The organism is Escherichia sp. KTE159 (genome assembly GCF_000408805.1).
GTDB lineage: Bacteria > Pseudomonadota > Gammaproteobacteria > Enterobacterales > Enterobacteriaceae > Escherichia > Escherichia marmotae.
The window spans coordinates 1,084,655-1,099,438 of record NZ_KE137292.1; the positions used below are offsets into that span (position 1 = coordinate 1,084,655).

Annotated in this window: 14 protein-coding genes; 7 read left to right on the plus strand and 7 right to left on the minus strand. The window is 50.1% G+C overall.

Features of this window, described 5'->3' with window-relative positions; translation table 11 throughout:
• Positions 1 to 370 precede the first annotated feature (370 nt).
• Positions 371 to 1,027, plus strand: a complete 657-nt coding sequence (gene pphA / locus A31E_RS16280) for a protein-serine/threonine phosphatase (protein ID WP_000806226.1) — start codon at positions 371 to 373, stop codon at positions 1,025 to 1,027.
• Here the strand turns inward: pphA and A31E_RS16275 are convergent, their stop codons facing one another.
• The 5 genes from A31E_RS16275 to yebS all read right to left on the minus strand — a co-directional run bounded on the left by A31E_RS16275 (position 1,028) and on the right by yebS (position 7,080).
• Positions 1,028 to 1,219 carry a YdfD/YebW family protein gene (locus tag A31E_RS16275; RefSeq protein ID WP_001516263.1) on the minus strand — a complete coding sequence of 64 codons (192 nt, stop codon included), beginning with the start codon at positions 1,217 to 1,219 and terminating at the stop codon, positions 1,028 to 1,030. It lies immediately after the preceding gene.
• Between the two features lie 104 nt (positions 1,220 to 1,323).
• On the minus strand, positions 1,324 to 1,560 hold the full coding sequence (locus tag A31E_RS16270; RefSeq protein ID WP_001516264.1) for a YebV family protein: 237 nt from the start codon (positions 1,558 to 1,560) through the stop codon (positions 1,324 to 1,326).
• A gap of 115 nt (positions 1,561 to 1,675) precedes the next feature.
• Positions 1,676 to 3,115, minus strand: coding sequence for a 16S rRNA (cytosine(1407)-C(5))-methyltransferase RsmF (gene rsmF / locus A31E_RS16265; RefSeq protein ID WP_024193571.1), 1,440 nt, complete (start codon positions 3,113 to 3,115; stop codon positions 1,676 to 1,678).
• A 79-nt stretch (positions 3,116 to 3,194) separates the two neighbouring features.
• Positions 3,195 to 5,828, minus strand: coding sequence for a lipid-binding membrane homeostasis protein YebT (gene yebT, locus A31E_RS16260; RefSeq protein ID WP_000076949.1), 2,634 nt, complete (start codon positions 5,826 to 5,828; stop codon positions 3,195 to 3,197).
• Positions 5,797 to 7,080 (minus strand): membrane integrity lipid transport subunit YebS, encoded by a 1,284-nt coding sequence (gene yebS, locus A31E_RS16255; protein WP_016248634.1) that lies wholly within the window; start codon positions 7,078 to 7,080, stop codon positions 5,797 to 5,799. The genes yebT and yebS overlap by 32 nt, the downstream gene beginning before the upstream one ends.
• Before the next feature lie 129 nt (positions 7,081 to 7,209).
• On the opposite strand from yebS, the gene msrC reads away from it, so the two are divergent.
• The 4 genes from msrC to htpX all read left to right on the plus strand — a co-directional run bounded on the left by msrC (position 7,210) and on the right by htpX (position 11,643).
• Positions 7,210 to 7,707, plus strand: a complete 498-nt coding sequence (msrC, locus tag A31E_RS16250; protein ID WP_024193572.1) for an L-methionine (R)-S-oxide reductase — start codon at positions 7,210 to 7,212, stop codon at positions 7,705 to 7,707.
• A gap of 96 nt (positions 7,708 to 7,803) precedes the next feature.
• Positions 7,804 to 8,502, plus strand: coding sequence for an RNA chaperone ProQ (gene proQ / locus A31E_RS16245; RefSeq protein WP_000431382.1), 699 nt, complete (start codon positions 7,804 to 7,806; stop codon positions 8,500 to 8,502).
• Between the two features lie 19 nt (positions 8,503 to 8,521).
• The gene (gene prc / locus A31E_RS16240; protein ID WP_001516268.1) at positions 8,522 to 10,570 is read left to right on the plus strand and encodes a carboxy terminal-processing peptidase; all 2,049 of its coding nucleotides are present in this window, start codon (positions 8,522 to 8,524) and stop codon (positions 10,568 to 10,570) included.
• A gap of 191 nt (positions 10,571 to 10,761) precedes the next feature.
• The gene (gene htpX, locus A31E_RS16235; protein WP_000984500.1) at positions 10,762 to 11,643 is read left to right on the plus strand and encodes a protease HtpX; all 882 of its coding nucleotides are present in this window, start codon (positions 10,762 to 10,764) and stop codon (positions 11,641 to 11,643) included.
• A 46-nt stretch (positions 11,644 to 11,689) separates the two neighbouring features.
• On the opposite strand, the gene A31E_RS16230 is transcribed toward htpX, so the two are convergent.
• Entirely contained in the window at positions 11,690 to 13,063 is a 1,374-nt protein-coding gene (locus A31E_RS16230; protein ID WP_010376166.1) for an MFS transporter, read from the minus strand.
• A 176-nt stretch (positions 13,064 to 13,239) separates the two neighbouring features.
• On the opposite strand from A31E_RS16230, the gene kdgR reads away from it, so the two are divergent.
• Positions 13,240 to 14,031, plus strand: coding sequence for a DNA-binding transcriptional regulator KdgR (kdgR, locus tag A31E_RS16225; RefSeq protein WP_001262177.1), 792 nt, complete (start codon positions 13,240 to 13,242; stop codon positions 14,029 to 14,031).
• Between the two features lie 154 nt (positions 14,032 to 14,185).
• Here the strand turns inward: kdgR and A31E_RS16220 are convergent, their stop codons facing one another.
• The gene (locus A31E_RS16220; RefSeq protein WP_001211005.1) at positions 14,186 to 14,425 is read right to left on the minus strand and encodes a YobH family protein; all 240 of its coding nucleotides are present in this window, start codon (positions 14,423 to 14,425) and stop codon (positions 14,186 to 14,188) included.
• 157 nt (positions 14,426 to 14,582) lie between these two features.
• Here A31E_RS16220 and mgrB point away from each other — a divergent pair, with 157 nt between their 5' ends.
• Entirely contained in the window at positions 14,583 to 14,726 is a 144-nt protein-coding gene (gene mgrB, locus A31E_RS0122425) for a PhoP/PhoQ regulatory lipoprotein MgrB (protein WP_000714549.1), read from the plus strand.
• The last annotated feature ends 58 nt before the right edge of the window (positions 14,727 to 14,784 follow it).

Below are 14,784 nucleotides of genomic sequence, written 5' to 3' on the forward strand. Positions count from 1 at the left end.
CCGGGTGCTTTCACCAGAATGGGCGGTTTTTAACATTTTAGAGGATGATAAACGCGCTTTTTTTCTGACCACTTTACGCGCGGACTGGAAAACCTGGCGTCGTCATCTATTCTTAAAAGGCAAGGCAACTAAGCCTGCATTAATGCCAACTTTTAGCGCACGGCTCTCTCCCAAGAGCCATTTCCCTGGACCGAATACAGGAATCGTGTTCGGTCTCTTTTTATCTATAAAGCCAGTTTGATAATGGCATTACTGCTTTTCCCTCACTGACTTCACAATCAACCATAACACACACTCTACTGCTTCAGTCCAGGCTTTTTTAACATTTTTGTTAAAATAATGTGATCTTATGCGCGGGAGTAAGGAATTGATGAAACAGGCAGGCCACATCTATCAGAGAATTGATGGTAGTCAGTGGCGACATATTTGGCTGGTGGGTGATATTCATGGCTGCCTGGCGCAACTGCGAGAGAAATTATGGTTCTGCCGGTTTGACCCGTGGCAAGACTTGTTAATCTCGGTTGGTGACGTTATCGATCGTGGCCCGGAGAGTTTGCGTTGCCTGCAATTACTGGATCAACGCTGGGTCAGGGCGGTAAGAGGCAATCATGAGCAGATGGCGATGGATGCGCTGGCATCGCAGCAGATGTCTTTGTGGTTTATGAATGGTGGCGACTGGTTTGCCGCACTGACAGAGCACCAACGTGAGCAAGCGAGAAGGGCGCTGGAAAAGTGCGGGTCTTTGCCGTGGATAATTGAATTAAGCTGTAGTAGCGGACTGCATGTCATCGCCCATGCGGATTACCCCAATGATATTTATGAGTGGCATAAGGAAGTCGATCTGCATCAGGTGTTGTGGAGTCGCTCGCGATTGCGTGAAGGCCGAAAAGGGCAGGGAATTACCGGCGCTGATCATTTCTGGTTTGGTCATACGCCATTACGCCATCGCGTAGATATCGGTAACTTGCATTATATTGATACCGGCGCGGTCTTTGGTGGAACACTCACGTTGGAACGACTCCAGTAATTAAAAGTCACTGTAATCTTGCGCAGGCCGCCAGAACCCATCAATGAAATCTTCAACGGGAAAACAGCCACCGTGGCGGATCCGTTGATCGTCCATTGAGTAGAGGCACTGCTGTTCCGTATTGTAGACATCAACCACAATATCTTCACAACCAGCGTCCAGATAGCAAACAAAAAGTACCAGCGCGAACATTTCATCCTCGAAGTGCGTTGCCGTACCGTTAAGTTTAGGAGAGATTTTACAACGGGAAAATAACCGGGATAAATAACCCGTCATGCCGACGGGTTCTTTTTGGATCAGGCAAGACGCATAATCCAGGCATCGGACTGTTGATCGTAGCGGGTACGGTAAAGGACAGAGTGTTCGCCGTTTAGCAGGGCAGGAATGCTGGTGTCGGCGTCCCAGGCATCCAGTTGCATACATAAATCCGGGTCAGATTTACAGGGAATGGTCAACGTTCGGTCACCAGGCGATTCGCCGTGTAACTCGCCGTCATCGATTTCAAAAGCGCCTATGCGCACACTGGTTTTCATCTTCGTGCTCTCCATTGAAGTGCTGGTTGTGGTACGACCAGTCCGATCGCACCATTTTTCAGCCTAGTCAAGGCAGTCAGATTCGCCAGTCAAAACGTGCGCTTTTTGTGTACTGTCAGGCTTTACCCGTAAAAAGTTTTCCGTCGCGCACTAGCTCACGCGGGTAACTGTTTTTCAGTCGCGAGCCAATACGTTTGGCTAAACCGATTGGCTGGCGCTGGAAGGTGACCAACACATCATCCCCGGTTGGTGCGGTCTGCGGGTAAACATCGCGCCCACGATACCACTCTTCTGCTTCTTGTGGTGTTAGTTCAAACGCGTTAGCGTGGTCGGGTGAGGCAAGGGCAATGACCGCTTCATGCTGCCAGCGGTAACCTTTGTTATGCGTTTCGGCAAGTTTTACTCCCAGACGAGAAAATCGGACTTTACCGATCAACGCTTCAATGCCCACCGGGAATAACCAGATTTCTTTATCACGCTGCCAGAGACGCAGGTTTTTGTCCCACTGTAAGCCAACATTCGCAGCCGCCTGCCGAATTTGTGCGGTTTCGCGATCTTTCACTGGGCTAAACGGGAAATTGCCCACTTTGTATTTCGGTGCGGGTAAGGCAGGAATGGCCTGAGTTTTACGCAGACGAGCAACGAAGAAGCCTTCGCAGTCATAAATTTGTGGGAAGACGTGCAAGAAGCCTTCTTCGGTCAGCGCTTTTTTTGCATCAGGGAAGAGATCGCCCAACGGCAAAAACTCTACTGCATCGGGATAAGTCTCTTTCAGCCACAGGCAAACGGCTTCGTTTTCGTCACGGTTTAAGGTACAGGTCGAGTAAACCAGCGTACCGCCAGGACGTAAGGCATGAAATGCACTGTCAATCAGTTCACGCTGGGTGGCGGCGATTTCCAGGTTGCTTTCCGGTGACCAGTTTTTCAGCGCGTCGGGGTCTTTACGTACCACACCTTCACCGGAGCAGGGAGCATCCAGCAAAATGGCGTCGAACATTTCTGGCAACGCTGCACCAAACACGCGGCCATCAAAATGCGTTAAAGCTACGTTACTGATACCGCAGCGGCTGATATTGGCATATAACACCTTTACCCGGCTGGCGGAAAACTCATTGGCAAGGATCGCGCCTTCATTATTCATACTCGCAGCAATCTGCGTGGTTTTTGATCCCGGCGCAGCCGCCACATCCATCACCCGTTGCGGGGAGTTACCATCGGCAAACAACGCCGCAACCGGTAACATCGAACTGGCTTCCTGAATATAAAACAGGCCACTTAAATGTTCGGCGGTGCTGCCCAACGGTAATGCCTCTTCATCGTCGCGTTCAATCCAGAAACCTTCCTTACACCAGGGAACCGGTGTTAACGTCCAGCCGTAAGGTGCGGTTAATTGCAGGAAATCAGCAACGGAGATTTTCAGCGTATTAACGCGAATGCTGCGGCGCAACGGGCGCTGGCAGGCGGCGAGAAAATCATCAAAAGAGAGTGTCGAAGGCATCGCTTCGCGCATTTGCGTCAGAAAGGCGTCCGGGAAATAAACGGTGTGTTGAGCCACAAGTATGTACCAGCGGAAAAAAACAGGCGCGCAGTTTAGCATAAACGCTCCGGCGCAGGCACGCCGGAGCAGGAGGAGATTAACGAGGCAGGGCGGTGCCCCATTCACGCCACTCTTTCGGTTCGCTTTCCAGCAACAGGAAGTGTTTGCCTTCCTGAGCTTTCGGTGCCAGTGGCGTTCCTGGTGGGGTAGCGAAGGCGATCCCTCCACGGATAAACTGATTAAAGGTGCCGGTTTTCACCACACCACCCGTCAGGCCAAAGTCCAGACTGTAGCCCGATGCCAGCCAGAAGACGGAATTGTTACGCACCAGGTGCTGGTATCGCTTACTGATGCGCATCGCAATCATCACCCGATCTGACAATGTCCCCAGCGTCATTCCGGTAACCGTACCTACTTCCAGACCACGGAACAGTACCGGAGTACCAATGCCTAATGACCCGGCTTCTGGCGCTTCAACAATAATGCTTAAGCCATCAAGGTAACGAGAATCGGTAATGGTGGCTTCTTGCAACTCAAAGTCACGGCGAGGATTACCCCGACCAGGTTCGACATTGATATACGGCTGAAGGATGGTATCAAGGTGCTCAACGCCCGCTGCCGAAATCTGTGGTGTGACCACCGAGAAGCGCGTACCTCCGCGGGCGAAGGTCTGGACATATTCCGGATAGAGCACCGCTTTTGCCTGTACTTCATTGCGTGCGGTGATCAGATCCAGCGTCTGGATCTGCCCGATATCAATACCGAGATAGCGAATTGGCATACCAACAGCCAGTTTTCCGGCATCGAAAGCATGGAGCGTAATCTGCCCGCCAACCGCACGAGCGGCTGTTTCGGAAGCATATAGAATTCGCTTGTCGCCTTTACGCTGACTGGCGCTGGCACCGCTGAGGTTATCGAAACTGATAGCCCCCTTTAATGCCCGTGAAAGCGGTGATGCCTGTACGGTCAGGCCGCTGCCGTTAAGCTGAACTTTTGCGCCACCTTCCGCCCAGAACACACTGTTGCTGGTCAGGAGATTGCGATATTCCGGCTTAATATGCAGATCGATATCAAAGGCATTGGCCCGAGGACGTACGGTAATAACTTCACCAACCTCAAATTTGCGGTACAGCACTACCGATCCCGCCTGCACATCTGGCAGCGTTTCCGCGCTCAAACTCACGGTCGTTGTAGGCAAATCGCTCAGGCTGTTTTCCAGGGCTTTTTCCAGATTGGCATACAGCGGATAGCTGGCTTTCATCTCGCCTTTTTCGCCCGGCAGAATGCGGATGCCACCGTTGAGCCATTCTGAGGCGCTGGCACCGAGGAACTCGACGCCATCCAGTCCCACTTTCACGTCAACACGGCTATTAACGACAAATTTGCTGTCACCTTTTACCAGTTCACGATGCTGCGGTTCGATGGCAACGGTAAAGGTGACGCCTTTGCTGGTAAGTTTACGTTCAATTACCTGGCCTACCTGTACACCATGCAGAATTAACGGCTGACCGGCATCAATACCGTAACTTTCCGGCGCGGTCAGGGTCAGCGTCATAACATCCGGTTCATGCAGCAGGGCTTTCTCGCCAGGCACAACAACAAACTCTTTGCGTGGCTCGCCATTACCTGGCACCAGTTCGAAGGTTTTGCCGGTCAGTAGGGAACTCAGATTGGCATCGCTGAGGGATAATTTCGGGTTACGTAACTCAATGCGAGTATTTTCACGAAGTAGGGTAACTACGCTGGGATCAACGGTCATTTCACCAGTAACTTTGCCACCTGGATTTAAATTCAGTTTGGTCAGTTGCCCGACTTCCAGTCCCTGGTACATGAGCGGCGTTGAATCGGCGCTTAATCCGACTCCGTTTGGCAGATCCAGTTTTATGAGCACCCCACGCTGGCTGTGGGCGAGATCTTCATACAGACCAAAGGTATCTTCCGGATCGGCTGGTTTCGACTCTTCCGGCGAGTCGAAGGCAATCGCACCGTTAACCAGAGCAGCCAGACTTTCCAGTTTCACCTTCGCGCCACTGATACTGACATTGGCATCAACGCCAGAAACGTTCCAGAAGCGACTGCCTTTTTTCACCAGGTCGGTAAAGCGCCGCTCAATCAGGACATCAATCACCACGCCTTGCTTATTGGGATTGATCGCATAGTCATAGACTCGCCCCACCGGGATTTTGCGGAAATAGACCAACGAGCCGCTGTTCAGCGAACCAAGATCGGGGGCTTGCAGATGGATCATAAGATCACCATTATCCAGCCGATATTTGGGCTGGGTATCGAGGGCGACAAAGTGATCTTGCTCTTTACCTTTACCTGGCATCATGCCGATATAGTTTCCGCCGACCAGCGCATCCAGCCCGGAAACACCTGCCAGCGAAGCTTTTGGCGTCACCAGCCAGAACTGCGTCTCTTCGCGCAACGCATCTTTCATATCGGACTTGATGCTGACCTTCACTTCAATCTTACGCAGATCGTCGCTCAGACTGACATCCTGCACCGTTCCGACTTCAACGCCCTGATAGCGAACAGGTGTGCGACCCGGAACAATGCCATCCGCCGACATAAAATCGATGGTGACGGTATTGCCTCGATCCTGATAACTCCCCCAAATTAGCCAACCGGCTATCATTAGCGCGATGAATGGCAGTAGCCAGAAAGGTGAGATACGGCGTTTAGTTTTAATTTGCGCTTCAGTCGTCGAAGCGGGCGTTTCCTGACTCATGTGCATCCCAAAGTAAGCGGCTGTCCAGCCATTCCACTGCAAGAATAGTCAAAATAACCGCTGCGCCGAAATAAAACGCAGCCGGTCCCATAGTAAAAGCGAGGATTTGATCGCGATTAATCAGCGACATGGTTAAAGAAATGACAAACAGATCCAGCATCGACCAGCGGCCAATCCAGGTCACTATTCGCAGTAACATTATTCGCGTACGTAACCCCTGTTGGCACTTAAAATGAATGCTCAACAATAAAGTGAACATAACAATCACTTTGGTAAATGGCACCAGAATACTGGCGATAAATACGATTCCGGCAACGGCAATATTGCTGTTCGCCAGCGACATAATCCCGGAAAGGATCGTATCTTCTTGTCGACCACCGTTCAGATAAATGATCGAAATAGGTAACAGATTGGCAGGAAACAACAAGATGATTGAAGCTAACAGCGCCGCCCAACATTTTTGAATACTATGATGGCGACGCAGGCGAAGCGGGATATGGCAACGGGGACAGCGACCGCGCGGATCAGGGTAGCCGGTAAAGTGACACCCCAGACAAACGCGTAGTTTTTTATCCCTACGCGTGGCAGGGCGTTCAGGGTAAAATCGCTCCCACAACTGTTCAACATTAAGATGTGACAACGTCACCGTCGTTAAAATCACCAGCGCTACAAAAGAGAATAGGCCGGCACCGGCCTGGATATGGGCATAGTCCTGCACCTTTATAGAGGCAACGGCAATGCCGACCAGGTAGATATCCAGCATTACCCACTCTTTCAGCCGCTCAAGCATCAGCAACACCGGACGTAAATTCATTCCCAGCCGATTACCAAACCACAACCAGGCAATAGATGTCACCAGAATGAGGGGGGCACCGATAACGCAGAAAAAAACCATTGCGCCCGTTACCGCATCTCCCTGTTTGGTCATTTGCCAGATGCCTTGCATTACGTTGGCGTCAATACGAATACCTAACAACCAGATATGCAATAGTGGTTCGCCCCACGCAAAAGGCATCAGCAACAGCATTGTGAAGGCCATTGCCGCCAGGCGCGTTAGCGACCAGTCGCGTCCGTCACGGATTTTTGCCTGGCAGCGTGGGCAATAGGCACTTTGGTGTGAATTTATCTCTGGCAGGCTGAACAGCATGTCACATTGCGGGCAGCGTTGGTAATCACCACGCGGCAACGCTTCGCCAATTGATCTCACTGTTATTTTTTTTGTTGGCGTAACTTGTGGGGTGTAAAGAGCCATGACGCGCCAAATGTAATAAGAATTAACACTAATCTTAACTCATGATGGGAATGATCTTGAGCATTAACGCATTTAATGCTTATTTTAATAGGCTGGCAGTTCCAGGTAAGACAACCAAGTGATTATATAATGAACAAAACAGAATTTTACGCGGACTTAAACCGCGACTTTAATGCGCTGATGGCGGGAGAAACCAGTTTTCTGGCAACACTGGCTAATACCAGCGCGTTATTATACGAACGTCTGGCCGACGTAAACTGGGCGGGGTTTTATCTACTCGAAGATGAGACGTTGGTTCTCGGACCGTTTCAGGGCAAAATTGCCTGCGTAAGGATCCCCATCGGGCGCGGCGTGTGTGGCACCGCGGTTGCCCGTAACGAAGTACAGCGAATCGAGGATGTTCACGCATTCGATGGACATATTGCCTGTGATGCGGCGAGTAATTCTGAAATTGTTCTACCGTTGGTGGTGAAAAATCAGATTATTGGCGTTCTCGACATCGACAGTACCGTCTTCGGTCGCTTCACCGACGAGGACGAACAAGGCTTACGTCAGCTTGTGGCACAGCTTGAAAAGGTGCTTGCAACGACGGATTACAAAAAATTCTTTGCGAGCGTCGCAGGATAATCAACGGATAACGTAGCATTTACTGATGGCGTCATTATAATGACGCCTGTTCATGCCTGCGCTTGTTGGCTACGTCCGTTGTAATCAGGAAATTTCATGGAAAATCAACCTAAGTTGAATAGCAGTAAAGAAGTAATCGCGTTTCTGGCCGAACGTTTTCCCCACTGTTTCAGTGCGGAAGGTGAAGCGCGTCCGCTGAAAATCGGTATTTTTCAGGATTTGGTCGATCGTGTTGCCGGGGAAATGAACCTGAGCAAAACGCAACTGCGATCCGCTTTACGTCTCTACACTTCGAGCTGGCGCTACCTGTATGGTGTTAAACCAGGCGCGACGCGTGTCGATCTTGACGGCAACCCTTGCGGTGAGCTGGACGAGCAACATGTAGAACATGCTCGCAAGCAGCTTGAAGAAGCGAAAGCGCGCGTTCAGGCCCAGCGTGCTGAACAGCAAGCTAAAAAACGCGAAGCTGCCATCGCTGCTGGTGAGAAAGAAGATGCACCACGTCGTGAACGTAAACCACGTCCTGCTGCGCAACGCCGTAAAGAAGGCGCCGAGCGCAAACCTCGTGCGCAAAAACCGGCTGAGAAAGCGCCAAAAACAGTAAAAGCACCTCGCGAAGAACAGCATACCCCGGTTTCTGACATTTCAGCTCTGACTGTCGGACAAGCCCTGAAGGTGAAAGCTGGTCAAAACGCGATGGATGCCACCGTATTAGAAATCACCAAAGACGGCGTCCGCGTCCAACTGAATTCGGGTATGTCTTTGATTGTGCGCGCAGAACACCTGGTGTTCTGAAACGGAGGCCGGGCCAGGCATGAACATGTTTTTTAGGCTTACCGCGTTAGCTGGCCTGCTTGCAATAGCAGGCCAGACCTTCGCTGTAGAAGATATTACGCGTGCTGATCAGATTCCGGTATTAAAGGAAGAGACGCAGCATGCAACTGTGAGTGAGCGCGTAACGTCGCGCTTCACCCGTTCCCATTATCGACAATTCGACCTCGATCAGGCGTTCTCGGCCAAAATCTTTGACCGCTACCTGAATCTGCTTGATTACAGCCACAACGTGCTGTTGGCTAGCGATGTCGAACAATTCGCGAAAAAGAAAACCGAGTTGGGCGATGAACTTCGTTCCGGCAAACTCGACGTTTTCTACGATCTTTACAATCTGGCGCAAAAACGCCGCTTCGAACGTTACCAGTATGCGTTGTCGGTACTGGAAAAACCGATGGATTTTACCGGTAATGATTCTTATAACCTTGACCGCAGCAAAGCGCCCTGGCCGAAAAATGAGGCTGAGTTAAACGCGCTGTGGGACAGCAAAGTTAAATTCGACGAGTTAAGCCTGAAGCTGGCGGGAAAAACGGATAAAGAAATTCGTGAAACCCTGACGCGTCGTTACAAATTTGCTATTCGCCGCCTGGCGCAAACTAACAGCGAAGATGTTTTCTCGCTGGCAATGACGGCTTTCGCACGCGAAATTGATCCGCATACCAACTACCTTTCCCCGCGCAATACCGAACAGTTCAATACTGAAATGAGTTTATCGCTGGAAGGTATTGGCGCAGTGTTGCAAATGGATGATGATTACACCGTTATCAATTCGATGGTGGCGGGTGGTCCGGCTGCGAAAAGTAAAGCGATTAGCGTTGGTGACAAAATTGTCGGGGTCGGACAAACCGGTAAACCGATGGTTGATGTGATCGGTTGGCGTCTTGATGATGTTGTTGCCTTAATCAAAGGGCCGAAGGGCAGTAAGGTTCGTCTGGAAATTTTACCTGCGGGTAAAGGCACTAAAACCCGCACGGTGACGTTGACGCGTGAGCGCATTCGTCTGGAAGACCGTGCCGTTAAAATGTCTGTGAAGACGGTTGGCAAAGAAAAAGTCGGTGTGCTGGATATTCCGGGCTTCTATGTTGGCTTGACGGACGATGTCAAAGTTCAACTGCAGAAACTGGAAAAACAAAATGTCAGCAGTGTCATCATCGACCTGCGTAGCAACGGTGGCGGTGCGTTGACTGAAGCGGTATCGCTCTCTGGTTTGTTTATCCCATCAGGTCCGATTGTGCAGGTTCGCGATAACAACGGTAAAGTCCGTGAAGACAGTGATACCGACGGCCAGGTCTTCTATAAAGGCCCGCTGGTGGTGCTGGTTGACCGTTTCAGTGCTTCGGCTTCGGAAATCTTTGCTGCCGCAATGCAGGATTATGGTCGCGCGCTGGTTGTGGGCGAGCCGACATTTGGTAAAGGCACAGTCCAGCAGTATCGCTCTCTGAACCGCATCTACGATCAGATGTTGCGCCCAGAATGGCCTGCGTTAGGCTCAGTACAATATACAATCCAGAAATTCTATCGCGTTAACGGTGGCAGTACGCAACGTAAGGGCGTAACGCCAGATATCATCATGCCTACGGGCAATGAAGAGACGGAAACGGGTGAGAAATTCGAAGATAATGCGCTGCCGTGGGATAGCATCGACGCAGCAACCTATGTGAAATCAGGAGACTTAACGGCATTTGAGCCGGAGTTGTTGAAGGAACATAATGCGCGTATCGCGAAGGATCCTGAATTCCAGAATATCATGAAGGATATCGCTCGCTTCAACGCCATGAAGGATAAGCGTAACATCGTCTCTCTGAACTACGCCGTGCGTGAAAAAGAGAATAACGAAGATGATGCGACGCGTCTGGCGCGGTTGAACGATCGCTTTAAACGCGAAGGAAAACCGGCATTGAAGAAACTGGATGATCTGCCAAAAGATTATAAGGAGCCGGATCCATATCTGGATGAGACAGTGAACATCGCGCTTGATTTGGCGCGTCTGGAAAAAGCCAGACCCGCGGAACAGCCCGCTCCCGTCAAGTAACATCAATCAGGCACAAGAAATTGTGCCTGATTTTTTAACAGCGGCAAGATGCCGTAAATCAGATGCTACAAAATGTAAAGTTGTGTCTTTCTGGTGACTTACGCTCTATCCAGACTTGAAAATAGTCGAGTAACCCATACGATGTGGGTATCGCATATTGCGTTTTGTTAAACTGAGGTAAAAAGAAAATTATGATGCGAATCGCGCTCTTCCTGCTAACGAACCTGGCCGTTATGGTCGTTTTCGGGCTGGTACTGAGCCTGACAGGGATACAGTCGAGCAGCGTTCAGGGGCTGATGATTATGGCCTTGCTGTTCGGCTTCGGTGGTTCCTTCGTTTCGCTTCTGATGTCCAAATGGATGGCATTACGATCTGTTGGCGGGGAAGTGATCGAGCAACCGCGTAACGAAAGGGAACGTTGGCTGATCAATACTGTTGCAACCCAGGCGCGTCAGGCTGGGATTGCTATGCCACAAGTGGCTATCTACCATGCGCCGGACATTAACGCTTTTGCAACCGGTGCGCGCCGGGATGCCTCTCTGGTTGCTGTCAGCACGGGTTTGTTGCAAAACATGAGCCCGGATGAAGCCGAGGCGGTAATTGCCCACGAAATTAGCCACATTGCTAATGGTGACATGGTTACCATGACGCTGATTCAGGGCGTGGTGAACACCTTTGTTATCTTTATTTCCCGTATTCTGGCACAACTGGCCGCTGGCTTCATGGGCGGTAACCGCGACGAAGGCGAAGAGAGTAACGGCAACCCGCTGATCTACTTTGCAGTTGCGACGGTACTGGAGTTAGTGTTTGGTATTCTGGCGAGCATTATCACCATGTGGTTCTCGCGTCACCGTGAATTTCACGCTGATGCCGGTTCAGCCAAATTGGTTGGCCGTGAAAAAATGATTGCTGCGCTACAGCGCCTGAAAACCAGCTATGAACCGCAAGAAGCAACCAGCATGATGGCTTTCTGCATTAACGGTAAGTCAAAATCGCTGAGCGAGCTGTTCATGACCCACCCGCCGCTGGATAAACGTATTGAGGCTCTGCGCACGGGTGAATACCTGAAGTAAGATGAAATAAATACTCAAAAAGCGCGTCCAGGTTGACGCGCTTTTTTTATGCCTGGGATCGTGGCTGGGTGATCCGTAAACCACTAACACCGGCAGCGATTACTGCCAGAATAGCCGCGGTCATCAGCGAGACGTGCGTACCATTATCACCAAACTGATTTAACATCAGTGCCACCAACGCTGCGCCACTACTCTGACCAAGCAGACGAGCCGTACCTAACATGCCACTGGCACCGCCGCTACGTTCCCGCGGGGCGGAAGTAATAATGGTGTGGTTATTGGGTGACTGGAATAATCCAAAACCGGCACCGCACAAGATCATAGGCCAGATGATATTGATATCGGCAGGTGAAGCAGGCAAGAGAACCAGCGAAAAAAGCCCCGCCGCCATAATAAACAACCCTAAAGCTCCAAGTAACCCAGCATGCACGCGTTCTATCAGATAACCTGCCAGCGGTGCCATCACCATTGTTGCCAGCGGCCATGGGGTCAGAAGTAGACCTGTTTCCACTTCACTACGTCCGAGCACCGTTTGCAGATAAAAGGGCAGGGAGACCATTGCCAGCATCTGTGCGCAGAAAGAGCAAATAGACGTGCAAATAGACAGTGAAAAAAGCGGAATACGCAGTAAATCCACTGGCAACAGCGGCACGGGAAGAGAAAGCTGACGACGAATAAAGAAAATACCAACGACAACCATTACCGCCAGTTCTACACCAATCAACGTCAGCGATTGCCCCTGAGCAAAACCACTCAACGCGGTAATAAGCAGACCAAATGTTAACGCGTTCATCACGGCGCTGGGCAGGTCAAAACGTGGTTTACTGGCACGAGAACCATTAGGTGGCAGAAAACGCATTGCCAGAAGCAGGGCGATAATACCCAACGGTACGTTGATTAAAAATAGCCACTTCCATGACGCGATGGAGAGGATTACCGCGGCGATAGTTGGCCCGGCAGCAGAGGAGACGGCGACAATAAACGAGTTAATTCCCATTCCCCGCCCCAGAAAACGCTGTGGATAGATTAGCCGGATAAGAGCAGTATTGACGCTCATTAGTGCTGCGCCACCAAAACCTTGTATTACACGCGCCAGAGTTAGCATTTGCAGCGAATCAGAAAGGGCACAGAACAACGATGACAGCAGAAATACGACCAGGCCGCATTTATAAATGCGTCGATAGCCAAACATATCTCCCAGAAACGAAAACGAAAGCAGGGAGACGACAATCGCGATTTGATAGGCATTCACCACCCAAATAGAACTGGCTGGCGTGGCGTGAAGATCAGTAGCAATAGTTGGCAAGGCGACGTTGGCGATAGCGCCGTCGAGGACCGCCATCGAAATACCGATAATAATGGTTAAAATCGCGCCGTATCGCTGAGGCAACGGCAGGCCATCGGCCTGAACTTTTGGCATAGGAATTTTATATCTTTGGATGATAATCAACAGGGTTATGATTCTAGCACTGATATTCACGGCGGATGTCGCAGAATTGTAACTAACCGGCAAAAGATGGATTGCGACCACCCAGGCGCGAAATTATAATAAAAAACAGTTCTGATTTTTATAAAACACTCGCAATGAGGTGATAAATGGCTAACGCAGATCTGGATAAACAGCCTGATTCTGTATCTTCTGTACTGAAGGTTTTTGGCATTTTACAGGCGCTGGGCGAAGAGCGCGAAATAGGGATAACCGAGCTGTCACAGCGCGTCATGATGTCAAAAAGCACCGTTTATCGCTTTTTACAGACCATGAAAACCCTGGGGTATGTGGCGCAGGAAGGGGAGTCGGAGAAATATTCTCTGACCCTGAAATTGTTTGAGTTGGGGGCTCGTGCCTTACAAAACGTCGATCTCATTCGTAGCGCAGATATCCAGATGCGCGAAATCTCCCGCCTGACGAAAGAAACCATCCACCTTGGCGCACTGGACGAAGACAGCATTGTTTACATCCACAAAATTGACTCTATGTACAATTTGCGCATGTATTCACGGATTGGTCGTCGTAATCCGCTTTACAGCACCGCGATTGGTAAAGTGCTGCTGGCCTGGCGCGATCGTGATGAAGTGAAGCAGATCCTTGAGGGCGTTGAGTATAAACGCAGTACCGATCGTACCATTACCAGTACCGAAGCGTTACTACCGGTGTTGGACCAGGTGCGCGAGCAAGGTTATGGTGAAGATAACGAAGAGCAGGAAGAAGGACTACGCTGTATCGCGGTTCCGGTATTTGACCGCTTTGGTGTGGTTATTGCCGGTCTGAGCATCTCCTTCCCAACGCTGCGTTTCTCTGAAGAGCGTTTGCAGGAGTACGTAGCTATGTTGCATACGGCCGCACGTAAAATTTCCTCGCAAATGGGGTATCACGACTATCCGTTCTGATTAGAGTTAGAACCTGTCTGTATAATATTCAGACAGGTTCTTATCTGGTGGGGGGTAAATAAAGTTACTGATGGCTGGCGTAATATCGTATACGTTGGTGATAAGTGTACGTTTTATGCATTGAGTTTAATGTGGGTATTTATACCTTAATCTATTAGCCATTATCGACGACGATATTGTTTTTACGTAACAGTGGGCAATCGGTTATCCCGAAAAAACCACTTTTAGTGTGCAGGTATTGTACCGTACTGGTATCCCGGGCCGTCAGATAGGTGCATTGCAACCCTAACCCAGCGGCATTTTCCTTGCTTCCAATCAGAACACCATATCCGCTTAGTAATAATCCTGTCCATACCAGTGCTATCAACATAATTGTGCGAATAATGAATCGCATTATGACCTCTTCTCTTTTTTGTTCGCTTAATCGTAGCGGTAATATGGACTGAAGCAAGCGTATAGTTCCGAAAAAGCACGAATATCGACATGGTTAGGCGCTGTTTAACTAACGCATGATAGTTTAATGACATAAGGTAGGTTAAACGGAGAATGGAGTGAAAAAGTTTCGATGGGTCGTTCTGGTTGTTGCTGTGCTGGCTTGCTTGCTGCTATGGGCGCAGGTATTCAACATGATGTGCGATCAGGATGTACAATTTTTCAGCGGAATTTGTGCCATCAATCAATTTATCCCGTGGTGATATCATTTTTTCAGCAGTAGATTTCCTTCCTGTGTGGCAGTGGTAGAATGACACCTCT